The organism is Sphingopyxis sp. EU05-FHT14B03 (assembly GCF_058790875.1).
Genome location: NZ_JBYTDC010000005.1, coordinates 181116 through 204367, shown reverse-complemented (window position 1 = coordinate 204367; position 23252 = coordinate 181116). Strand labels below are relative to the sequence as shown.

Annotated in this window: 18 protein-coding genes and 1 tRNA gene; 12 read left to right on the top strand and 7 right to left on the bottom strand. The window is 66.3% G+C overall.

The window, feature by feature from the left end; translation table 11 throughout:
• Positions 1 to 254 precede the first annotated feature (254 nt).
• Together rpsA and AC3WS4_RS23955 are read left to right on the top strand one after the other, a co-directional pair.
• Positions 255 to 1967, top strand: a complete 1713-nt coding sequence (gene rpsA, locus AC3WS4_RS23960) for a 30S ribosomal protein S1 (RefSeq protein WP_056350484.1) — start codon at positions 255 to 257, stop codon at positions 1965 to 1967.
• Positions 1968 to 2162: 195 nt separating this feature from the next.
• Positions 2163 to 2441 (top strand): integration host factor subunit beta, encoded by a 279-nt coding sequence (locus AC3WS4_RS23955; protein ID WP_056350482.1) that lies wholly within the window; start codon positions 2163 to 2165, stop codon positions 2439 to 2441.
• Positions 2442 to 2572: 131 nt separating this feature from the next.
• Here AC3WS4_RS23955 and AC3WS4_RS23950 read toward each other — a convergent pair whose 3' ends face one another.
• Together AC3WS4_RS23950 and AC3WS4_RS23945 are read right to left on the bottom strand one after the other, a co-directional pair.
• Positions 2573 to 3340 carry an ABC transporter permease gene (locus AC3WS4_RS23950; RefSeq protein WP_056350481.1) on the bottom strand — a complete coding sequence of 256 codons (768 nt, stop codon included), beginning with the start codon at positions 3338 to 3340 and terminating at the stop codon, positions 2573 to 2575.
• Entirely contained in the window at positions 3337 to 4284 is a 948-nt protein-coding gene (locus AC3WS4_RS23945; protein WP_492740616.1) for an ABC transporter ATP-binding protein, read from the bottom strand. The genes AC3WS4_RS23950 and AC3WS4_RS23945 overlap by 4 nt, the downstream gene beginning before the upstream one ends.
• Before the next feature lie 90 nt (positions 4285 to 4374).
• On the opposite strand from AC3WS4_RS23945, the gene AC3WS4_RS23940 reads away from it, so the two are divergent.
• From AC3WS4_RS23940 to AC3WS4_RS23920, 5 genes are all read left to right on the top strand, one after another.
• Positions 4375 to 4460: transfer RNA gene (locus tag AC3WS4_RS23940), tRNA-Leu, on the top strand.
• 65 nt (positions 4461 to 4525) lie between these two features.
• Positions 4526 to 6040, top strand: coding sequence for an ABC transporter substrate-binding protein (locus AC3WS4_RS23935; RefSeq protein ID WP_492743030.1), 1515 nt, complete (start codon positions 4526 to 4528; stop codon positions 6038 to 6040).
• A gap of 52 nt (positions 6041 to 6092) precedes the next feature.
• A complete protein-coding gene (locus AC3WS4_RS23930; RefSeq protein ID WP_492740618.1) occupies positions 6093 to 6515 on the top strand; it encodes a DUF4112 domain-containing protein in 423 nt (140 codons plus the stop codon).
• 90 nt (positions 6516 to 6605) lie between these two features.
• The gene (locus tag AC3WS4_RS23925; RefSeq protein WP_492740619.1) at positions 6606 to 8750 is read left to right on the top strand and encodes a prolyl oligopeptidase family serine peptidase; all 2145 of its coding nucleotides are present in this window, start codon (positions 6606 to 6608) and stop codon (positions 8748 to 8750) included.
• A gap of 138 nt (positions 8751 to 8888) precedes the next feature.
• A complete protein-coding gene (locus AC3WS4_RS23920) occupies positions 8889 to 12215 on the top strand; it encodes a S8 family serine peptidase (RefSeq protein WP_492740621.1) in 3327 nt (1108 codons plus the stop codon).
• 44 nt (positions 12216 to 12259) lie between these two features.
• Here the strand turns inward: AC3WS4_RS23920 and AC3WS4_RS23915 are convergent, their stop codons facing one another.
• The gene (locus AC3WS4_RS23915; RefSeq protein WP_492740623.1) at positions 12260 to 13624 is read right to left on the bottom strand and encodes a sensor histidine kinase; all 1365 of its coding nucleotides are present in this window, start codon (positions 13622 to 13624) and stop codon (positions 12260 to 12262) included.
• Entirely contained in the window at positions 13621 to 14295 is a 675-nt protein-coding gene (locus tag AC3WS4_RS23910) for a winged helix-turn-helix domain-containing protein (protein ID WP_492740624.1), read from the bottom strand. The genes AC3WS4_RS23915 and AC3WS4_RS23910 overlap by 4 nt, the downstream gene beginning before the upstream one ends.
• Positions 14296 to 14455: 160 nt before the next feature.
• On the opposite strand from AC3WS4_RS23910, the gene AC3WS4_RS23905 reads away from it, so the two are divergent.
• Genes AC3WS4_RS23905 through AC3WS4_RS23895 form a run of 3 tightly spaced genes read left to right on the top strand, consistent with a single transcriptional unit; the run spans position 14456 to position 17134 of the window.
• Positions 14456 to 15196: an HAD family hydrolase gene (locus tag AC3WS4_RS23905; RefSeq protein WP_492740625.1), complete on the top strand. Its 741-nt coding sequence runs from the start codon at positions 14456 to 14458 to the stop codon at positions 15194 to 15196.
• A gap of 4 nt (positions 15197 to 15200) precedes the next feature.
• The gene (locus AC3WS4_RS23900; protein WP_492740626.1) at positions 15201 to 16355 is read left to right on the top strand and encodes a CDP-glycerol glycerophosphotransferase family protein; all 1155 of its coding nucleotides are present in this window, start codon (positions 15201 to 15203) and stop codon (positions 16353 to 16355) included.
• On the top strand, positions 16352 to 17134 hold the full coding sequence (locus AC3WS4_RS23895; RefSeq protein WP_492740627.1) for an FkbM family methyltransferase: 783 nt from the start codon (positions 16352 to 16354) through the stop codon (positions 17132 to 17134). The genes AC3WS4_RS23900 and AC3WS4_RS23895 overlap by 4 nt, the downstream gene beginning before the upstream one ends.
• On the opposite strand, the gene chrA is transcribed toward AC3WS4_RS23895, so the two are convergent.
• Positions 17129 to 18316, bottom strand: coding sequence for a chromate efflux transporter (chrA, locus tag AC3WS4_RS23890; RefSeq protein WP_187140353.1), 1188 nt, complete (start codon positions 18314 to 18316; stop codon positions 17129 to 17131). The genes AC3WS4_RS23895 and chrA overlap by 6 nt on opposite strands.
• 256 nt (positions 18317 to 18572) lie before the next feature.
• On the opposite strand from chrA, the gene AC3WS4_RS23885 reads away from it, so the two are divergent.
• A complete protein-coding gene (locus tag AC3WS4_RS23885) occupies positions 18573 to 19673 on the top strand; it encodes an NADH:flavin oxidoreductase/NADH oxidase (protein ID WP_492740629.1) in 1101 nt (366 codons plus the stop codon).
• Here the strand turns inward: AC3WS4_RS23885 and AC3WS4_RS23880 are convergent.
• Positions 19670 to 20452, bottom strand: coding sequence for an SDR family NAD(P)-dependent oxidoreductase (locus AC3WS4_RS23880; protein ID WP_492740630.1), 783 nt, complete (start codon positions 20450 to 20452; stop codon positions 19670 to 19672). The genes AC3WS4_RS23885 and AC3WS4_RS23880 overlap by 4 nt on opposite strands.
• A 125-nt stretch (positions 20453 to 20577) precedes the next feature.
• On the opposite strand from AC3WS4_RS23880, the gene AC3WS4_RS23875 reads away from it, so the two are divergent.
• Complete coding sequence (locus AC3WS4_RS23875) at positions 20578 to 21339, top strand: ThuA domain-containing protein (protein ID WP_492740631.1); 762 nt, start codon at positions 20578 to 20580, stop codon at positions 21337 to 21339.
• Positions 21340 to 21572: 233 nt separating this feature from the next.
• Here the strand turns inward: AC3WS4_RS23875 and AC3WS4_RS23870 are convergent, their stop codons facing one another.
• A complete protein-coding gene (locus AC3WS4_RS23870) occupies positions 21573 to 23210 on the bottom strand; it encodes a GMC family oxidoreductase (RefSeq protein WP_492740632.1) in 1638 nt (545 codons plus the stop codon).
• Positions 23211 to 23252 lie beyond the last annotated feature (42 nt).

Sequence of the window (23252 nt, the reverse complement as noted above, 5' to 3'; positions counted from 1 at the left end):
GCTGCGCCGTTCGACTATAGGCCGCCGCGTCCGACGGGTGTTTTTGCCGGTCGAGGCACGGATGAACCGCCGCTCGTTCCGAGCGTCGGGCGTGACGGGGCACACCCGTCGCGCCCTTTTTGCTTTGCCCGTCCCTCGCCGATGAAGGTCCGAAGGATGCTGTGCAATGCATTCGGCAGGCACGGCATATCGGCCATTAAGACCAGCGGAACCAACCGCTTGGCCGGAACAAACGAAGTAAGGAAGACACATCTATGGCCACTACGGCTTTCCCGACGCGCGACGATTTTGCCGCGATGCTCGATGAATCGCTTGGTGGTGCCGACGGCGGCTTTGAAGGCCGCGTCGTCAAGGGCACCGTGACTGCGATCGAAAACGACCTGGCAGTGATCGACATTGGTTTGAAGAGCGAAGGCCGCGTGCCGCTTCGCGAATTCGCCATGCCGGGCCAGAAGGCCGACATCAAAGTCGGTGACGAAGTCGAAGTCTATGTCGACCGCGTCGAAAACGCCAATGGCGAAACCATGCTGTCCCGCGATCGCGCCCGCCGCGAAGCCGCCTGGGACCGCCTGGAAGAAGAATTCAACAAGGAAGCTCGCGTCGAAGGCGTCATCTTCGGCCGCGTCAAGGGTGGCTTCACCGTCGACCTCGGCGGCGCCGTGGCGTTCCTTCCGGGTTCGCAGGTCGACATCCGCCCCGTGCGCGACGTCGGCCCGCTGATGGACCTGCCGCAGCCCTTCCAGATCCTCAAGATGGATCGCCGCCGCGGCAACATCGTCGTGTCGCGCCGCGCCATCCTCGAAGAAACGCGCGCCGAACAGCGCTCGGGCCTGATCCAGAACCTCGAAGAAGGCCAGATCATCGAAGGCGCCGTCAAGAACATCACCGACTATGGTGCGTTCGTCGACCTCGGCGGCATCGACGGCCTGCTCCATGTCACCGACATGAGCTACAAGCGCGTCAACCACCCGAGCGAAGTCATCAACATCGGTGACAATGTCCGCGTCCAGATCATCCGTATCAACCGCGACACGCAGCGCATCAGCCTCGGCATGAAGCAGCTCGAGAGCGATCCGTGGGAAGGCGTCGCCGCCAAATACCCCGTCGGTGCGAAGCTGTCGGGCACGGTCACGAACATCACCGATTACGGTGCGTTCGTCGAACTCGAAGCCGGCATCGAAGGCCTGGTCCACGTCAGCGAAATGTCGTGGGTCAAGAAGAACGTCCACCCCGGCAAGATCGTTTCGACCAGCCAGGAAGTCGACGTCATCGTCCTCGAAGTCGACAGCGACAAGCGCCGCATCTCGCTGGGCCTCAAGCAGGCTCAGTCGAACCCCTGGGGCGCGTTCGCCGATGAGCATCCGGTCGGCTCGGTCGTCGAAGGCGAAGTCAAAAACGCGACCGAATTCGGTCTGTTCGTCGGCCTGCCGGGCGACGTCGATGGCATGGTCCACATGTCGGACATTGCCTGGGGCATCTCGGGCGAAGAAGCGCTGCACCTCCACCGCAAGGGCGAGGCCGTGCAGGTCGTCGTTCTCGACGTCGACGTCGAGAAGGAACGCATCAGCCTCGGCATCAAGCAGCTTGAAAAGGGTGCACCTGCCGTTGGCGGCGGCGTCGCCGCTGCCGGTTCGGTGAAGAAGAACGACGTCATCACCGTCACCGTCCTCGAAGTTCGCGACAACGGCCTCGAAGTCCAGGCCGGCGACGATGGCGCCACCGGCTTCATCAAGCGCGCCGACCTCGGCCGCGACCGCGACGAACAGCGCGCCGAACGTTACCAGGTCGGCCAGAAGTTCGACGCGATGGTCATCGGTTTCGACCGCTCGAAAAAGCCCAGCTTCTCGGTCAAGGCGATGCAGATCGCCGAAGAGAAGCAGGCCGTCGCGCAGTACGGTTCGTCGGACTCGGGTGCGTCGCTCGGCGACATCCTCGGCGAAGCGCTGAAGGCCGGCAAGAAGGGCTGATCCCAGCTCCTTGTCACCAGAATGAGACAGAAGGCCCGCCGGATGCGTCCGGCGGGCCTTTTGATTCGGCGATATCTTTTGCGCCCCGCTTGATTCATGTTAGTCTGGCGGCGCGTTGGGAGGGGTCTCACGCACCGAACCGGCAAAGACCGGGAGCCTGCATCCAGCGATGCGCGTGAAAAATAGGGGAAGCCAATGATCCGGTCGGAACTGGTTCAAAAGATCGCTAGCGAAAACAACGATCTGCGCCTCGAAGAGGTGGAGAAGATCGTCGATGTGTTTTTCGATTCCATCGTGGACCAGCTCGCCTCGGGCGGCCGTGTCGAATTGCGCGGCTTCGGCGCCTTTTCGACCCGCGGTCGCGAGTCGCGCACCGGCCGAAATCCGCGCACCGGCGCGGCGGTCGATGTGCAGGCCAAAAGCGTGCCTTATTTCAAGCCCGGCAAGGAAATGCGCGAGCGGCTCAACGACTGAGTTGCCAACGGTCGCCCAGGTCCCAAAACTTCGTCATTGCGAGGAGCGAAGCGACGCGGCAATCCAGGTTGGCGTGAACCGCCCTGGATTGCTTCGCGCCGCTCGCAATGACGGAGCGCAATATTCCGCGCTCAATTCTTGAGGCGGTAGCCGGTCCGGAACATCCAGAAAATCACGCTCAGGCAGAGCGTCAGGAACAGCGCGACCGCGCCCATGCTGACCTCGATGCCGACGTCGCCCTGTCCGAAGAAAGTCCAGCGAAAGCCGCTGATCAGATAGACGACGGGGTTGAACAGCGTGATCGTCCGCCAGGCGGCGGGCAGCATGTCGAGCGAATAGAAGGCGCCGCCCAAAAAGGTCAGCGGATAGACGACGAGCAGCGGGATCACCTGCAACTGCTCGAAGCTTTGCGCCCAGATGCCGATGATGAACCCGAACAGGCAGAAGGTCACCGCCATCAGGATCATGAAGGCGACCATCCACAGCGGATGGACGACCTGGACGTCGACGAACAGATGCGCGGTGGCAAAGATGATCGCCCCGATGATCACCGACTTGGTCGCCGCCGCGCCGACATAGGCGATCACCGTTTCGAGCGGCGACAGCGGCGCCGACAGCATCTCATAGATCGTGCCGGTCCATTTGGGCATATAGATGCCGAAACTGGCGTTGCTGATGCTTTCGGTGAACATCGTCAGCATCATCAGGCCGGGGACGATGAAGGCGCCATAGGGTACGTTGCCGACTTCGCTCATCCGGCTGCCGATCGCCGATCCGAAGACGACGAAATAGAGCGCTGTGGTGATGACGGGCAGCGCAAGGCTGGTCCAGACGGTACGCCCGAAACGCGCCAGTTCGAACAGGTATATCGCGCGGACGCCGCGCCAGTTCGCGGTCATGCGGCGGCTCCCTTCGCGGCCCGGGGCTCATGGACGAGCCCGACGAAAATATCCTCGAGCGAGCTTTGCCGGGTGTGCAGGTCCTTGAACCCCACCCCGATGTCGCTCATCCGGCGCAGCAGCGACGGCACCCCGGTCGCCTCGGCCTGGCTGTCGAATTCATAGACCAGCTCATGCCCGTCGCCCGCCAGTTCGAGCTTCCAGTCGGCCAGCTCCGCGGGCACCGCCTCGAGCGGCTCGGCGAGGTTCAGCGTCAGCGTCTTGCGTCCCATTTTCTTGATCAGCGCATTCTTCTCTTCGACCAGGATCAGCTGCCCCTTGCTGATCACCCCGACGCGGTCGGCCATTTCCTCGGCCTCCTCGATATAATGGGTGGTCAGGATGATCGTGACCCCGCGTTCGCGCAGCCCGTGGACCATCTGCCACATGTCGCGACGCAGCTCGACGTCGACCCCCGCCGTGGGCTCGTCGAGGAACAGGATTTCGGGTTCGTGGCTCAGCGCCTTGGCAATCATCACCCGGCGCTTCATGCCGCCCGACAGCTCCATGATCTTGGAATCGCGCTTGTCCCACAGCGACAGGTCGCGCAGCAATTGCTCGATGAAGGCCGGGTCGCGGCGTTTGCCGAACAGGCCGCGCGAGAAGCTGACGGTCGCCATCACCGTCTCGAACGAGTCGGTATGCAGTTCCTGCGGCACCAGCCCGATCATCGACCGCGCGGCGCGATAGTCGCGGGCATGATCGTGCCCGGCCACGGTCACCGTCCCGCTCGTCGCGGTGACGATGCCGCACACGATGCTGATCAACGTCGTCTTGCCGGCGCCGTTCGGCCCGAGCAGCGCAAAAATCTCGCCCTTGTTGATGGTAAGGTCGACCGACGACAGCGCGGTGTGGCCGCTCTTGTACGTCTTGCCGAGTCCGGCGATGGTGAGAACAGCTTCCATGGGCGGTCATCTAGCTGACGGAACCGGACGGGTGAACCCGCAAACAGCGCTTGACCTCATCGGGGGCATCGGCTTGACCGGCACCGCTGGGCGGACGTGGCGAAATCGGTAGACGCAGCAGACTTAAAATCTGCCATCCTCTGGATATCCGGGTTCAAGTCCCGGCGTCCGCACCAGCGCCCCACCCTTCAAGGCCCCGCGGCGCGTTAGCACCCTTCCGGTTTCGCGCCGCTTGGCTATGATGACCGCGATGCCCCTGCACATTCCCCTTTCGCGAACCATCGGACGCCTGACCGCCGCCGGCCTGCTGGCGCTCGCGCTCGTCAGCTGCGGCCTGTTCGGCGAGCGCGGGCCGGTGCGGATCGCGGCGATCGGCGCCCTCAACAGCGCCGCCAACCCGATCAACGGCGAATTGTCGGCCGCCAATGCGGCGCTGCTCGACGCGACCTCGCAGGGGCTGGTCAGCTTCGACGGCGAGGGACAAATCGACGTCGGCCTTGCCGAGCGCTGGACGGTCACCGCCGACGGACGCAGCTATGTCTTCCGCATCCGTGAGGCCAAATGGGCGAACGGGCGCAAGGTCACCGCCGCCGACGTCGCCAACATCCTCGAGGGCTATCGCGCGCCGCGCAGCAAACATGTGCTCAAGGATGATTTTCCCGAGATCGAGACGATCAAGGCGATGACCGACAGCGTCATCGAAATCCGCCTGTCGGTGCCGCAGCCCGGGATGCTCGAACTGCTCGCTCAGCCGTCGATGGCGATCGTCAATCGCGGACTCGGCTGGGGTCCGATGCGCCCGAAACGCTCCGGCCGCGCGATGCTGCTGACCCCGGTGCCCGATCCACTCGCCGAGGATGCCGAAGCCGCCGAAGCCGCGGCCGCCGATCCTGCGGCGTCGATCGAACTCACCGGCACCTCGGCGGCGGGCGCGCTCGCGCGCTTCAAGAACGGCTATGCCGACGGCGTCGTCGGCGGGCGCTTTTCCACCCTGCCCTATTTCGCCGCGTCGAATATCGGCCGCTCGCGGCTCGTCGTCGATCCGGTTCCGGGACTCTTCGGCCTCAGCATCGTCGGCATCGACGGTTTTCTCGGCGTCCAGGCCAATCGCGAGGCGCTGTCGCGCGCGCTCCGACGCGAGCGGATCGTCGGTGCGTTCGGGCTTCAGGAATGGGAGCCGCAAGTCACGCTGCGCCCCGACCTTTACACGCGCGACGTCGGACCGACCCCACTGCTGCCCGCCTGGGCCGACTATCCCGAACAAATGCGCTTCGAGCAGGCGAAACGCGCCGTCGATGCGTGGAGAGATAGCGGAAATGTCGTCGAACCATTGCGCATCGCGGTGCCGGACTCGCCGGGCGGCCGCATCCTTTTTGCTTATATCGCCGCCGACTTCACGCGCATCGGCATGCCCAGCCGCCGCGTCGCCATGACCGCGACGGCCGACCTCCGACTGATCGACGAAGTGATGCCCAACGACGATGCCCTGTGGGGGCTGCGCCGCCTGTCCTGCCGCGCCGACACCATGTGCCATCGCGACGCCCAGCAACGGATCGACGAAGCGACCGCCGCAACCAGCGCCGCCGACCGCGCGCGCCTGATCGGCGAGGCCGAGCAAATGCTCGCGGGCTATTCGCCCTTCATTCCGATCGCGACCCCGCTGCGCTGGTCGGTCGCATCGCAACGGCTGACCGGGCTGCGCGCCAACGGCCGCAGCCAGCACCCCTTGAATCACTTGATTGCTCTACCCAACTAATACACCGAATAATATTGGCGCTCCATTTCGAGCGCCGCTTGAAAGGACCCCGATGGCCCCTTCGTCTCCCGACACCGACGCGCTGTTCGACGCGCTGATCCAGAACCGCCGCGACCCCGCCGCGCTGCGCAAGCGGGTCGAGACGCTCGAGATCATTCTCGAACGCAGCTTCGTCATCCCGGGCATCAACCGCCCCGTCGGCCTCGACGCGATCGTCGGGCTGGTGCCGGTGGTCGGCGACGTCATCACCGCGATCATGGGCGCCTATCTGATCTGGGAGGCGCGCAACCTCGGCATGCCGAAATGGAAGATCTGGCGGATGATCGGCAATCTGGGGGTCGACACGACGCTCGGCGCGATCCCGCTCGTCGGCGACGCCTTCGACTTCCTGTTCCGGTCGAACACCCGCAACCTCAAGATCATCAAGAAGCATCTCGACAAGCATCATCCGGGGACGATCATCATCGATCAATAGCTGCGGAAGAAAGCGTCGCTTCCCTTTCGCTGTGTGGCAGTGCTAGCACAGCGGCCGATGCCGGCGCGTGCCGGCGACAGGGAGACGACAATGATCCGCACCGCGCTCGCCGCGCTGGCCCTAGGCTGTTCCTTTTCCGCTCTCGCCGCGACGCAGGACAATGAGACCGACACGCCCAAGGCGGTCGCGCCCGAACCCGCCGACCCCTATCTCTGGCTCGAGGATATCGAGGGCCAGAAGTCGCTCGACTGGGTCAAAAAGGAAAATGCCGAGGCCGACACGCTGATCCGGTCGCGCCCCGGTTTCGAAGCCGACCGCAAGCGCGCGCGCGACATTCTCGACGACGATCGCCAGATCGCAATGCCCGGCGAAGTGATGGGCGCCACGATCACCAATTTCTGGCGCGATGCGTCGAACCCCCGCGGAATCTGGCGGCAGAGTCCGCTCGAGGCCTATCTCGCGGGCAAGCCCGAGTGGAAGACGCTGATCGACGTCGACGCGCTCGGCAAGGCCGAGAAGCAGAGTTGGGTCTGGCACGGCGCCGACTGCCTCGCCCCTGCCTATACGCGCTGCCTCGTCTCGCTCAGCCCCGGCGGCACCGACGCCGATATCGTCCGCGAATGGGACCGCAGCACCGGACAATTCGTCCATGGAGGCTTCACCGTTCCGCTCGCCAAGAGCAGCGTGACGTGGGAAAATGCCGACACCCTGCTCGTCGCGACCGATTATGGCGAAGGCAGCATGACCGCATCGGGTTATCCGCGCATCGTTAAGCGCTGGAGGCGCGGCACGGCACTGGCATCGGCCGAGACGGTCGCCGAGGGCGAAACCGAAGACGTCGGCATGAACGTCTTCGCCTTCACCGACGGCGACAAGCGCTGGCCGATGATCAGCCGCGGCAAGACCTTCTACACCGCCGATTACAAGCTGCCGAACATCGACGCGTCGCGCTATATCTCGACGATCATCCCCGACACCGCGAGCGTGCGCGACGTCATCGACGGCCAGCTCGTCATCTTCCTCAACAAGGAATGGGCGGGCATCGCCGCGGGCTCGCTCGTGTCGTTGTCGCTCGAGGACATGTCGGCCGACCGTCAGGTGCCCATCGTCACCGCGATGACGCCGACGAGCGCGCAGGCGATCGAAGACGTCGCCGCGACCGACAATATCCTGTGGGTGAAGGCGCTCGACGATGTCGAGGGCAAGCTGTTCGCGCTGCGCCGCGACCCCCAGACCGGCAAATGGAGCCAGAAGGACGTCGCGCTCGCTGACAATGCGACGGTCACGATCGCCGGTGCCGTCGCAAAGCGCGACATCATCCTCGCGACCGCCGAAACAATGCTGATGCCGCCGACGCTCTATGCGGTTTCGGAGGGCAAGGCGGCAGCGGCGGTGCAGAGCCTGCCCGCGACCTTCGACGCCAAGGGCATGACCGTCGAAAAGCGCTTCGCGACGTCGAAAGACGGGACGAAAATTCCCTATTTCCTCGTCCGCAAGACCGGCGCCACCGGCCCCGGCCCCGCGCTCGTCCATGCCTATGGCGGCTTTCGCGCCGCGCAAACGCCGGGCTATCTCACCGGCCAGCCCTATCGCGCCGGTCCGCTCGGCCTCTTCTGGGTCGAGGACGGCAATGCCTATGTCCTCGCCAACATCCGCGGCGGCGGCGAATATGGCCCCGCCTGGCATCAGGCGGCGCTACGCGAGAAACGCCAGAACAGCTTCGACGACCTGCACGCGGTCGCCGAGGATCTGGTCGCCACCGGGGTCAGCGCCAAGGGCAAGATCGCCATTTCCGGCCGTTCGAACGGCGGTGTCCTCGTCGGCGCGGCGATGGAACAGCGGCCCGACCTCTATGGCGCGGTCATTTCGGGTTCGCCGCTGAAGGATATGCAGCGCTACAACAAGCTGCTCGCTGGTGCCTCCTGGGTCGCCGAATATGGCGATCCCGACGTGCCCGAGGACTGGGCCTTCATGTCGAAATATTCGCCATACCAGAACATCAGGAAGGGCGTGAAATATCCGCCAATCTTCCTCTATCTGTCGACCAAGGACGACCGCGTCCATCCCGGCCACGCGCGCAAATTCGCCGCGCGGCTGAAGGAACTCGGCAATCGCGTCTATTATCACGAATATATGGAGGGCGGCCATTCGGTCGGCGCCGACCATGCCGAAGACGCGATCCGCGCCGCGATGCTTCACGCCTTTCTGCTGCGCGAACTGGTGGAGAAGAAGTAAAGCGACGGCGCCTCAAAGTTAACGCCCTAGTAACGATTCGATTTTTCTGAGACGATGCTCCGTTCGCGCGAGTCGCGACCGTTGGCGTTCGATGCCGGACCAGGACATCGCGGCCAACTTGATAGTCAGGGGGCTGACATGAAAATCGATGCATATGACACGGCCACATTGGGTGGCCGGGCGAACAGGGCGTTGCCGGGCGACAACCAGTCGGCAGGCCGTCAAACCCTTTCGTCGCGCCAAAGCGACACCGCAGCGCAGGCCGCGAAACCGGGCGCCACGGACGGCGGCGCCGTCGATGCCGGACCGATCTTTACCGTCGGCTGGGGCGACTCCAAGTCCGCGCTGTCCGCCACCCACCTGTCCACCCTGACGTCGGCCGGCATGGTCGCCGCGGATGCCGATTTCGGCAAATTGCAGTTCGGCCTCGGCGACCTGTTCGTCGAATCGAGCCTCGCGGTGATGGGACTCAACGACGCCGCGCGCGCCAGCGCGCTCGCCGATTTTCAGAGCAGCAACAGCATCGCGCCGGTCGTCGAGGGCTATGTCGCGATCGACGCGACCGCACTCGACGGCAATGGCGCGGCCTTGCTCGCGCAGCTCGAGGCGCTCGGCTTCGAAGGCGGCATCGCCTATGGCGCGCTCGTCGGCGGTTATATTCCGCTCAGCGCGATCGACGATCTGGCAGCGCTCGCCAACCTGAATTTCGCGCGGCCGGCCTATTCGATGTCGAGCGCCGGCTCGGTGCAAAGCCAGAACGTCTTTTCGGGCAACGCCGATTTGGTGCAGAATCATTACGGCCTCGACGGCAGCGGCGTGAAGATCGGCTTCATCTCCGACAGCTTCAACACCGCGACGCTGACCACCACGGGCGCCGCGCTGACCATCCATTATGCGCAGGACGTCGCCGGCGGCGACCTGCCCGCCGGGGTGGAGGTGCTGCTCGACAGCACCCTCGCCCAGAACCGCGACGAAGGCCGCGCGATGATGCAGCTCGCGCACGACATCGCGCCGGGCGCGACTCTGTCGTTCCACACCGCGCAGGGCGGTCAGGCGGTGTTCGCCGCCGGCATCCAGGCGCTCGCCGACGCCGGCGCCCATATCATCGTCGACGACATCATCTATTTTGCCGAACCGATGTTCCAGGACGGCATCATCGCACAGGCGGTCGATGCGGTGACGACGGGCGGCGTCCAATATTTCTCGTCGGCGGGCAATCAGGCGCAGCGCTCCTATGAATCGGTGTTCCGCGATTCGGGCGAGACCTTTACCGCCAACGGCATCACCTATCGCCTGCACGATTTCGATCCCGGCGCAGGGGTCGATTCGACCCAGTTGATGTCGCAGACCGGCTCGGTCATCTACGACCTGCAATGGGCGCAATCCTTCTTCTCGGCGAGCGGGGTCGGCGGGAATTCCGACCTGGCACTTATCTTCCGCCAGACCAACGGCACGGTGATCACGATCATCGACAGCAACAATATCAACGCCGACGCCCTCGAACTCGCGCAGTTGAACGGCAATGGCAGCTTCACCCTCTCGATCGGCGTCGATCCTGTCGGCACCAATCCGACCTTCATCAAATATGTCACCTTCGGCGGCACCTGGTCGGCGAGCGAATATGCCACCAACAGCTCGACCTCGTTCGGCCATTCGAACGCGGCGGGCGCGATCGGCGTCGCGGCGGCGGACTGGTTCAACACCCCCGCCTTTGGCCAAAGCCCGCCGCTAGGCGAAAACTTCACCTCGCGCGGCGGTCAGCAAATCTATTTCGACACCGACGGCAATGCGCTGGCGACGCCCGAGACGCGCACCACCGTCGACATCACGATGGCCGACGGCGGCAACAACACCTTCTTCGGCAGCGACATCAGCAGCGACCTCGACACCCTGCCCAATTTCTACGGCACGTCGGCGGCGGCGCCCAATGCCGCCGCGATCGCCGCGCTGCTGCTTCAAGCGGCGCCGAATGCGACCCCGGCGCAAATCCAGGCCGCGCTCGAAACGACCGCGATCGATATCCAAGCGCTCGCCACCGGCCGCCCGACCCACAACATCGGCGTGCTCACGGGCACGGGTTACGACATCGACACCGGCTGGGGGCTGATCCAGGCCGATGCCGCGCTGGAGGCGCTGATCGGCGCGCGGGCGACGGCGGTCGGCGAAACGACGCAGGTTCGCGAGAATGTGACCGTCAGCGGCAATCTGATCGCCAACGACATCGTGGCATCGGGTGGCCAGTCCGCGGTCGTCCGCTCAGTCAATGGCGACGTGATCACCTTCGGCACCCCGATCACCTTGCCTTCGGGCGCGCTGCTGACGGTGAACAGCGACGGGACCTATACCTACGACCCGAACCACAAGTTCGACTATCTGATCAAGAACACGCTGGCGATACAGCTCGGCGCGGCCAACGGCTATGTACCCGACACCTTCACCTATGGCCTGGTCGGCGGGTCGACCGCCACGGTCACCGTGATGGTCCGCGGTCTCGAAGGCCCGGGCGACGAACTGCACGGCAATGGCGCCAACAATGTCATCACCGGCACCACGGCCAACGACATCTTCAACCTGTCGCAAGGCGGCGACGACACCGTGTCGGGGCTTGTCGGCAACGACCTCTTCTACTTCGGTGCCGCGATGACCGCCGCGGATCGGGTCAATGGCGGCGGCCACACCGACACGCTTGTGCTGCAGGGCAATTACAGCGCGGGCCTGACCTTCGCCGCGACCAGCCTGGTCAGTATCGAGCGCATCAATCTGTTGTCGGGCAGCGACACGAGCTTCCACGATACCGCCGGAAACAGCTACAGCTATGTGATCACCACCGTCGACGGCAATGTCGCCAGCGGCGCGCAGCTGATCGTCGATGCCAAGCCGCTTGGGGCAACCGAGACCCTGAACTTCGACGGATCGGCCGAGACCAACGGGACTTTCGTGCTGCGCGGCGGGGAGGGCAACGACACCATGGTCGGCGGCCAGGGCAACGACCAGTTCGCCGGCCGCGGCGGCACCGACATCTTCCGCTTCTTCGCGGATTCAGGCCAGGATCTGATCACCGATTTCTTGTCGGGAACCGACAGGATCGACCTCTCGCAGCGCGGATTCCTGGACTATCAGGCGGTGATCGATGCGACCCAGAATGTCGGTGGCAACGCGGTCATCGATCTGGGCGGCGGCGATCTGGTGACGCTGCGCGGCGTGACCAAGGCACAATTGCAGTCGGGCGATTTCATCTATGCCAGCCCGGCGGCGCAGGGTGCGGCGGCGGGCGACCTGCTGATGGGGTCCGGCGGCTGGGGTGGCGACCTGTTCCTGGCGCCCGTCGGTTCCGGCACGACCGGGCACGATATTCTGGTGTTCGATACCGGCGGATTTGCCTCGCATTGGATGGCGGATACCGCACCCGATCAATGGACCGACTGGCAGATTGGATTGCAGCGGCACGACATCCACCTGTTCTGACGCGAAGGCGCCGATCGCGGCGGACGGCGCCGCGACCATAGGGGTCAGAAGGTCAGCACGACCTTCGTCCCCGGCGCGGCGTCGCCGATCTCCATGCTGCCCTTGTGCAGTGCGACGATCGCCGCGACGAGCGCGAGGCCCAGCCCGGTGCCCGGCCGCCCCGCCGTCTCGGGCAGGCGAAAGAAACGTTCCTTCACCCGCTCGCGATAGGCGGGCGCGATCCCCGGCCCGCTGTCGCTGATCGCGATACGCGGACGCCCGCCGACGCTATCGGCTTCGACGCGGATACTGCCGCCCTCGCGGCCATATTTGACCGCATTGTCGAGCAGGTTCGAAATCGCCTGGAACAACAGGTTGCGGTCGGCCTCGATGGTCAGCCCCGGTGCGATCCGCGCCGCGATCGTCTGGGCATGATCCTCGGCGTCGGGTCCGTGCAGTTCGACCGCGTCGGCGAGCAACAGCGACAGGTCGACCGGCTTCATCCCGGCGAAATGCCGTCCGCTCTCGATCCGCGCGATCCGCAGCAGCGCATCGAAGATCGCCTGCAACCGTTCGGCTTCGGCGACCGCCTGCTCGGCGAGCCGCTCGCGCTCGGCGTCGTTGTCGGCCGTGCGCAGTTCGTCAAGGTCGGCGTGAAGCCGCGCCAGCGGGGTGCGCAGTTCATGCGCGACATTGTCCGACACCCGCCGCACGGACTCGACCGCTTCCTCGATCCGCCCGAGCATCAGGTTGAGCGTTTCGGCCAGCTCATCGAAATCGTCGCCGGTGCCGCGCAGCGGGATACGCTCGGTCAGGCTGCCTGCCATCACGCGCCGCGCCGTGCGGGTCACCGCGTCGATGCGGCGGCTGATCGCCGCGCCCATCGCCAGGCTGCCACCGACCGCGAGCAGCGCCGCGATCGCGATCATCCACGCCGAATTGAGCGTGAACATCTCGTCGCGATCGTCGATTTCCTCGACATCGCGCCCGACGATGAGGCGCGCGCCGTCGGCCAGGCGGCGCTCGACGACCAGCGCTTCGAAATCGATCTCCTGCCCTTCGAAATAAAGGTCGGCCTCCAGCAATTGCCATCCCGCGATCTGCTCGCGCGGCCAGCTCGGCAGATTGGCCGTCGCGACGACACCGCCGCTACCGACCAGCGCGTGGAAGGCGCGCGTCCGTCCGGCCGCTTCGCGCCGCCGGTCGAGCGCCCGGATCAACGCCGTGCGCCCTTCGTCCGCGTCGACGCGAACCAGCGCCGCAGCTTCGGCGCGCACCCGGTCGGCTTCGGCGGTCAACGGGCGATGGACGCCGATCCACCAGGCGGTGCCGAACAGCAGGGCCAATGACGTCAGGAACAGCGCGACATAGATCAGCCCGAGCCGAAAGGTCAGGCTGCGCAGGACGCGTCGCAGGCGCCCGCCGCTCATCCCGCGCGGATCAGATAACCGGTGCCGCGCACCGTGTGGATCAGCGCCGCGTCGAAGCCGCGATCGACCTTTTGCCTTAACCGGCTGACATGCTGATCGATGATGTTGGTCTGCGGGTCGAACTGATAGTCCCACACATGCTCGAGCAACATCGACCGGGTCACCACCCGTCCCTCGTTGCGCGCGAGATAGGTCAGGATGCGATATTCGCGCGTCGTCAGGTCGATCGCCTTGCCCTGCCGCTTCACCTGCTGGCCGAGCAGGTCGATCTCGAGGTCGCCGACCGCGAGCTTCGTTTCGGCGACGATCGCCGGCCCGCGCCGCGCGAGCACGTCGACGCGCGCGAGCAGTTCGGACATCGCGAAAGGCTTGGTCAGATAATCGTCGCCCCCGGCGCGCAGCCCGGCAACGCGTTCGTCGACCTCGCCCAGCGCGCTCAGGAACAGGATCGGCGTCGCGTCGCCCGTTGCGCGGATCGTCTGCACGATCGTCAGCCCGTCGACATGGGGCAGCATCCGATCGACGATGATCAGGTCGAAACCGTCGGTGGTGGCGCGGATCAGCCCGGCACGGCCATCGGCTTCGCGCGTGACGACATGGCCGGCGCTCTTCAGCCCCTTGCCGATATGCTCCGCGACACGGGCATCGTCCTCGATCACCAGGATTTGCATCCCCTTCCCTTAGGCAAGCGGGCGGCGCACCGCCACGCTTTCGAACATTTGATTTTCGTCATCTTCGCGCCGCGATACCGAACATGGCCAAAATCAAATCTTCGGCCCACCAAGGCGATAACCGCCGCCGCCATGGCTCGCTCCGGACAAGGAGCAGACCATGGGTCGGGCGGAAATGCATATCGCGGCGCGGGCGCCGCAAGCCGTCATCGCGCCGGTCCCGGCCCTGCTGTCGGTCTTCGACCTCGACCGCACCCTCTCGATCCTGCCGACCTACACCCCCTTTCTCTTCTTCGCGGCGCGCACGCGCGCGCCGTGGCGGCTGCTGCTCGTGCCGCTGCTGCTGCCGCTCGCGCTGCTTTATGCGCTGAAGCTGCTGCCGCGTGGCCGGATGAAGCAGGCGATGCACCGGGTCGCGCTCGGCCGCGCGCTGCCCGAGCGCGAGGCCGCGCGCCTCGCCGATCGCTTCGCACAGCACCTCATCGCGCGCGGCCTCTATCGCCAGGGCCTCGCCCTGATCGAACGCGAACGCGCCGCCGGCCGCCGCATCCTGCTCGCGACCGCGGCGCCGCATTTCTACACCGCCGCGCTCGCGCGCCGGCTCGGCATCGGCGACGTCGTCGCGACGGGCTCGTCGTGGCGCGACGGCCACCTCGTCCCCGCGATCACCGGCACCAACTGCTACGGCGCCGACAAATGCGCGATGGTTCAGGCTTTCCTCGCGCGCGCCGGCATCGCCCGCGACGCCGCGCATATCCGCTTCTTTTCGGACCACGCCTCCGACCTGCCGCTCTTCGACCTCTGCGACGAACCCGTCGCGGTGAACCCTTCGCCCCGGCTTGCCGCCATCGCCGCCGCGCGCGGCTGGCCGGTGCTCGACTGGCGCAAGCCCAAGGACTGACCCCATGCGCATTGGTTTCCTGTTCAACCACGGCGGCGGCCATCAGGTCGCCCACGCCCTCCCCGTCGCGCTCGCGCTCCGCCGCCTGTCGAACCGCGCCGACATCCGCATCCTCGTCTCCGCGGGCAGCGAGGCCGAGGTGACACGCCTCGTCGATCGCGAAGCCGGGCCGCGCCCCGACATCGTCCGCCTGCGCCCGGCATCGCGCCTAGCCCGCGCCGCGCACCGGGCTAGCGGCCGCGCGCTCCCCACCGACAGCCTCTCGGTCCTTCGCCGCAACCTCAACCATTTCCGCGACCTCGATGCGCTCGTCGTCCCCGAAAAAACCTCGCTGCTGCTCAAGACGCATTTCGGGCTCGACAATCTCAAGCTGATTCACACCCGCCACGGCGCCGGTGACCGCGCGATAGGCTTCGACAAGGCGAGCGGCAAGTTCGACCTCGTGCTGATGTCGGGCGCGAAGATCCGCGACCGGCTGGCCGACGCCGGACTGGTGCGCGAGGACGGCCATGCGATCGTCGGCTATCCCAAATTCGACCTGCCGCCGCGCAGCCCGCGCCCGCGCCTGTTCGCCAAGGACCGGCCGACCGTTCTCTATAATCCGCACCCTTCGCCCGCGCTGTCCAGTTGGTACCGCATGGGGCCGCAGATCCTCGACTGGTTCGCGCAGAGCGACCAGTATAACCTGATCTTCGCGCCGCATGTCATGCTGTTCCAGAAACGGGTGACCGCGTCGCTGTCTCCCTTCGCGCTCGGCTGGAACCGGTTGCCCGATCCGGCGCATTACGACCGCGACCATATGCTGATCGACACCGGCAGCCCGGCTAGCCTCGACATGACCTATACCGACGCCGCCGACATCTACCTCGGCGACGCGAGCAGCCAGGTCTATGAATTCCTCCGCCGCCCGCGCCCTTGCGTCTTCCTCAACCCGCGCGGCCACGCCTGGCGCGGCAATCAGGATTTCGCGCATTGGCGGGCGGGTCCGGTGGTCGAGACGCTCGAGGATTTCGCCGCCGCCTTCGAAGAGGTGCCGTTGCTCGACCCCGCCGACCGCCAACGCCAGCGCGACCAGTTCGCTTACAGCTTCGACCTCGACGCGCGCCCGTCGTCCGAGCGTGCAGCGACCGCAATCCTCGATTTCATGGGGCGCGCATGACCGGCCTCGTCGCCCCCTCGCCCGTCGGCGCTTTCATCGAATATGGCCTGTTCAAGACGCTCGCCAAATGGCGCGCCCGGCTGTTGTCGGCGCTCCGCCGCACCGCTGCCGACCCGGTGCGCACCCGCTACGGCGTGCTGATGCGCGCCAACTGGCGCGACCGCACCTTCCAATATTGCTATCATGCCACCTATGGGCGCGTCCTTGCCGACTATCTGGCGGACCAGCGCCGCCCCTTTTCTTTCGTCGACATCGGCGCCAATCAGGGGCTGTACAGCCTGATCGCCGCCGCCAATCCGCATTGCCGCACGGTCACCGCCTTCGAACCCGTCGCCGCGACGTTCGCGCGGCTGGCCGACAATATCGCGCTCAACGGCGACAGCGAAAAAGTGCGCGCCGTCGATGCCGCGGTCTCGCTCGAATCCGGCACCGCGACGATCGCCACCGACGCCGCGCACAGCGGCACGGCCAGCCTGCGCCACGGCGGCGCGGGCGGCGAAACGATCCGCATCCTCGGCATCGCCGATGTCGACGCGGCAATCGACGAACGTTTCCCGCTGGTCGTCAAGGTCGACGTCGAGGGACATGAGGAAACCGTGATCGAAGCCCTGGCGGCCTCGACGCACCTGCCGCGCATCGCCGCGATCTTCTATGAGGTCGACCGCCGCTGGACCGACGCGGCGGCGATCGAGGCCCGGCTGCGCGGCGCGGGCTTTGCTCGCTTCACCCGCTATGGCTTCGGGCGGCACTATGACGTGCTGGCGGAGCGCGCCTCATAGGCCCAGCAGCCAGCCCGCAACCCCGCCCGCCAGCACCAGCGCCGGGATCACGAACTTGCCCTTCAATTTCCACACCAGAACCAGCGCGACCGCGAAGATCAACACCGGCGCCACGAACCCTGATGCGCGCTCGGCGGTCGACCAGCCGAGCTGTACCAAAGTCGCCGCGATGACCCCGACGACCGCCGCCGCAACGCCCGCCAGCACGCGGTGCAGCGCCGGATGTTCGACCACCGCCTCCAGCCGCTCGAAAAAGATCATCGAGAAGGCGAAGGCGGGAAGGAACATGCCGATTGTGATCGCGATCGCGCCGCTGAACCCGCCGGCGACATAGCCTGCGAAGGTCGCGAAGATGACGAGCGGCGCGGGCAGAATGCCCGCCAGCGCGACGCCGTCGAGGAACGAACCGTCGGACAGCCAGCCGCGCCCGACCGTATCGGCGCGCACATAGGGAATGGCGGTATAGGCGCCGCCGAAGGTCAGCAGCCCGCCCTTCAGCCCCGCGATGAACAGGGCGAGCGTCGTCGCCGGACCCGCCGCCGCCACATTCGCTGCAGGGTGGAAGCCGTTCGATGCCGGGATCAGCCACGTCAGAGCCGCCGCCGCGACAAGCACCGTCGCGGCAAGCGTTTTGCGCGCCGACAAGGCATAGACCAGCCCGCCGGCCAGCAGCGGAATCCAGAACGGCACCCCGGCGAGCGTCGCGGCAAAACTGACCCCCGCGATGATCCAGAGCGGCATATCCTCGAGGATATGACTGCCGATCCTTTGCACCGCGCGCAGGATGATCGCGAGCACGACGACCTGGACACCGAAAAAGATGCTCGCCGTCCCCGGCTGGCCGACGATCCAGCTGTCGTAGAGCCAGGCGGCGAGCAGCATCAGGAAGAAACCCGGTAGCATGAACCCCAGTCCCGCGAGCAGCCCGCCGATCCGCCCGCGCGCGACCATGCCGAGATGGACGCACAGTTCATGCGCCTCGGGCCCGGGCAGGACCTGCATCACCGCGAGCAGCCGGTTGAAACGCGTCGAGGAGATCCAGCGCTCCTCCTCGACAAGCGCCTGGCGCACCATCGCGATCTGCGCGACCGGCCCGCCGAATGCGAGGAAGCCGAAGCGCAGGAACTTCAGGAACAGCCGGAACAGGCCGAGCGAAGGGGGAGAAGGTTCGAGATTCGTCATGCCAAGCGCGCTCCTGCCGCAAAATGCGGCCCGTGGAGCGGAACTTGGGCGGCGCGCCGCCTGGACGGGCGTCCGCATTTGCCCGTGCGCCCTTCTTATCACGGCGCCCCGCGAAGGAAATATAGTCTTGCTATCGCCCACGCGAGTTTGGCTTGGGCTTGTCTTCCCTTCGGCCGAAGATACTCGGCAAATTGATCATGGGTCCCGCCGGATTTTCGTTTAGAGCGACCCATCTCATCATCAGCGGGAGGCGATCTTGGCCCATTTGTTCAACCCGATCGACATCGGCGCATTATCGCTGCCCAACCGCATCGTCATCGCGCCGATGTGCCAATATTCCGCCGACGATGGCTGCATGACCGACTGGCATCTGATCCACCTCGGCCAGCTGGCGATGTCGGGCGCGGGCGCGCTGACGATCGAGGCGACCGCGGTAACCCCCGAAGGCCGGATCAGCTACGCCGACGTCGGCCTCTACGACGATGCAACCGAAGCCGCGATGGCGCGGGTGCTGACGTCGATCAGCCGCTTTTCCAACATCCCCGTCGCGATCCAGCTTGCCCACGCCGGGCGCAAGGCGAGCACCGCGAAGCCATGGGACGGCGGCGGCCAGATCGCCCTCGGCGATGCGAACGGCTGGCAAACGCTGGCGCCATCGGCGATCCCCTTCCTCGACACGGAGAATGCCCCCCTTGCGCTCGACGACGCCGGGCTCGACCGCATCCGCACCGCCTTTGCCGACGCCGCGCGGCGTTCGGCCCGGCTCGGGATCGACGCCGTGCAACTCCACGCCGCGCACGGCTATCTGCTCCACCAGTTCCTGTCGCCGCTGTCGAACCGGCGCGACGATTCCTATGGCGGCAGCCTCGAAAACCGGATGCGCTTCCCGCTCGAAATCTTCGATGCGGTGCGCGCTGCCTTTGGCGGGCCGGTCACCGTCCGCGTGTCGGGGACCGACTGGGTCGACGGCGGCTGGACGATCGAGGAAACGATAGCCTTTGCGCAAGCCCTCGAAGCGCGCGGCTGCGCGGCGATCAATGTGTCAAGCGGCGGGCTGCACCCGGCGCAGCAGATCGCGCTGTCGCCGGGGTATCAGGTTCCCCTGGCGCGCCGGGTCAAGGATGCGGTCGCGATGCCGGTGATCGCGGTCGGGCTGATCACCGACGCCGCGCAGGCCGAGGCGATCGTCGCGAGCGGCGATGCCGACATGGTCGCGATCGCCCGCGCCGCGCTCTACGACCCGCGCTGGCCCTGGCACGCCGCCGCCGCGCTGGGCGCGACGATCGCGGTGCCGCCGCAATATGAACGCAGCGAACCGCGCGAGCATCGCGGGCTGTACCGGATCGAGCGGGGTTAAACCCCCATCATGCCCGCGGTGGTCGCGCCGTCGATGACATAGTCGGCGCCCGAGATGAAACCCGCCTCGTCACTCGCGAGGAAGGCGACGAGCGCGCTCACCTCATCGAGTTGCGCCATGCGCTTCATCGGCGCCATGCCCTCGAATGCCGCGCGCGCGGCGACGGGGTCGGGCGCGCGGTCGATGACGCCGCGGATCATGTCGGTTTCGACGACACCGGGCAGGATCGCGTTGACGCGGATCTTGTATCCCTTGCCCGCGCAATGGATCGCCGCCGATTTGACCAGCGCGACGACAGCGGCCTTGGTCACCGAGTAAGCGGCATAATTGCCCATCGCGCGGTGGGCGTTCATCGACGAATTGACGATGATCGATCCCGCGGGACCCTGCGGGTTCTTCGCCATCGCGCGGATCGCGTGCTGGACGGTCAGCATCACCCCGTTCTGGTTCACCGCGACGATGTGGTTCCACGCATCAATGCCGATGTCCTCTACGCTGGCGTCGCCCGCCTCGGTCCCGGCATTGGCGAAGGCGATGTCGAGTCGGCCATATTCGGCCTCAATATCGGCCATCAGCGCGGGCCATGCCGCGGCGTCCTCGACGCGGTGGGTGCGAAAGACGGCGCCGGTGTCGGCTTCGACCTTCGCCGCTGCCGCAGCGTTCGAGCCGGTGAAGACGACGCGCGCGCCCTCCTCCACCAGCCGCCGCACCGTCGCCGCGCCGATCCCACTCGTCCCGCCGGTGACCAAAGCCACCCTGCCTTGCAGTCGTTGCTGCATCGCGCTTCTCCTCTCGCCTGCCCTCTTGCCAGTTTCAGCGCGAACGGGAACCTATCAATACAGCAAGGTGACGCCTGCGGATCATGCCCGCATGATGGCGCCATAACAGGAGGAGAGGACCGACGATGAGCGACAGCGAACATCCGCCCCGCATCGATTGCGTGCTGATCTGCGGCGGCGTGTGGCACGACATGGATTTCGCGCGGCTCGAACTGCTCAAGCTGCTCGCCGAGGACCCGCGCATCCGCACCCGGGTGTTCGAAAATTACGACAATATCGCCGCGATCGAAGCCGCCGACATCCTCATCACCTATACCTGCGACGTCACCCCGTCGCTGCCGGCGCAGGAGGCGCTGCGCGACTGGCTGAAGCGCGGCGGGCGCTGGTATGCGCTGCACGGCACCAATTCGATCCTGCGCCTGCTCGATACCGGCGTCTGGGACGCGCCGCGCTGGGCGCCGCTGATGATGGACCTGCTCGGCTCGCAGTTCATCACCCACCCCGCGATCGAACCCTATACGGTGCGCGTCGCCGACCCCGAACACGCGCTGACCAAAGGCATCGAACCCTTCGAGACCACCGACGAACTTTATCACCTCGAAACCCATGGCGACCTGCATGTGCTGCTCGACACCGAGTGCACCGGGCCGGGCACCGGCTTCGTCGAGGCCGAGGATGCGCCGGGAACCTATCCGGTCTTCTACATCAAACAGCACGGCGCGGGCGCGGTGCTGTACCTCACGCTCGGCCATTGCCGGGGGCATTACGACCTGCAGCCGATGATGGACTGGTGGCCGACGGTCGATCGCTGCGCGTGGGACCTGCCGGTCTTTTACGACCTGCTGCGCCGCGGGATCGGTTGGCTGAAAGAGCGCGAGCCCGTTTGAACCAAAGCATCTGATTTCGGGCGGAAGTGGAGGTTTAGATCCTCCCTGTCGCGCAGCGATGGGGAGGTGGCAGCGCGAAGCGCTGACGGAGGGGCCGACGCCGGCAGGCGTCGTACAACCTCGCGGCCCCTCCACCACGCCCTTCGGGCGCGGTCCCCCTCCCCATGGCTTCGCCACAGGGAGGATGTAAGGATCGTCCGCTCCCTACCCCAAAGCCGCCGTCGCCCAACGCTTCACGCCACCGCCCGCAATCGCCGCCGATCCTCGCGGACCAGCCCCGCCGCGCGCAGCGCCAGCGCCATCGCGGGGGCGTTGGTGTTGCCGGTCACCGGCGAGGGCATCACCGAACAATCGACGACGCGCAGACCCCCGACGCCGTTGACCCGCAGCCGCGCGTCGGTGACCGCGCGATTGTCGCTGCCCATCCGGCACGTACCGACCCCGTGCAGCCCGCAGGTCGCGAGCCGGCGGAAGGCGGCGAGGATTTCGGCGTCGCTCTGCACCGCCGCACCGGGCAGCAATTCGCGCTCGACCAGATCGGCGAGCGCGGGCTGCGCCATATAGCGTCGCATCGCATGGACCGCCGCGATTGCCGTTCGCTCATCTTCCTTGGTCGATAGCCAGTTGGGCTTGATATCGGGCGCTGCATCGCTGCCGGGACCGGCGATCAGGATGCTGCCCTCGCTGGTCAGCCGCAGCAACTGGCCATAAATGGTCATCCCCGGCTTGCGGTCGATGGTGCTGAGCGGCACCGGATGCTTGTCGTCGCCGAGCGCGAAGGTGTAGCCGCCAAGATAGAGCTGCAAATCGGGCCGGCCGTCGCGGCTGGTCAGGTTGAGGAAGGCGCCGACCTCGAACGGCCCGGTCGCCATGATGCCGCCGCGGGTCAGCAGATATTGTGCCATCGCCCGCGCCAGGCCGAGGCCGTAAAAGCTGCGGTTGCTGCCCACGTCGCGCGACAGCCGGTGCGGCATGCTGAACCCCAGATGTTCGCGCAGCCGTCCGCCCACGTCGGGCGAATCGAACACCGGCTCGACCCCCGCGGCGCGCAGCACGTCGGCGGGACCGATCCCCGACCGCTGCAGCAGCAACGGACTTTCGAGCGTCCCGCCACAGACGATGACCTCGCCGCCGCAATCGAAGCGGCGCGGTTGACCCGCAACCTTCGCCTCCACGCCCGTCACGCGTCCATTCTCGACGACCAGCCGCTCGGCCATGGCATGCGTCACGACATGCAGGTTCGGCCGCTTCTTCGCCCGCGCGAGGAAAGTCGTCGCCGCACTCTCACGGCGCCCGCGCCGGACATTGTGCGCGTAAAAGCCGACGCGGTCGGACGTCGACGCATTGAGGTCGTCGACCGGCTTCAACCCCATCTCCATCCCCGCCTGCACCATCGTCTCGGCGAGCGGATAGCTGTGGATTTTCGGCGCGACCCCGACCGGGCCACCCTGCCCGCGCATTTCGCTCGCACCCAGCCCATGATCCTCGAGGCTGCGGAACGCCTCGGTCATCGCCGCGCCGGTCCAGCCGGTGCAGCCGAGTTTTTCCCATTCGTCATAATCGGCGGGCTCGCCGCGGCTCCAGATCATGCCGTTGACCGCCGACGATCCGCCCAGCCCCTTGCCGCGAATCCACACTTCGCCCGGCGCGCCGCCGTCGCCGCGCGGCTGCGACACCCCGTAAGCCCAGATATGGTCGGGATTGGTGACGAGCTTCGCGACCCCCTTCGGGATCGCGACCCAGCGGCTGTCGTTGCGGCCGCCGGCTTCGAGCAGCAGCACACGGACGTCGGGATCGGCGCTCAATTGTTCGGCCATCACGCAGCCCGCCGATCCCGCGCCGACGACGATGTAATCCCAGCTTTCCGCCATGGCGCCTCTCCTCGCATCCGACCTGACAGCGGCGCGGCACGC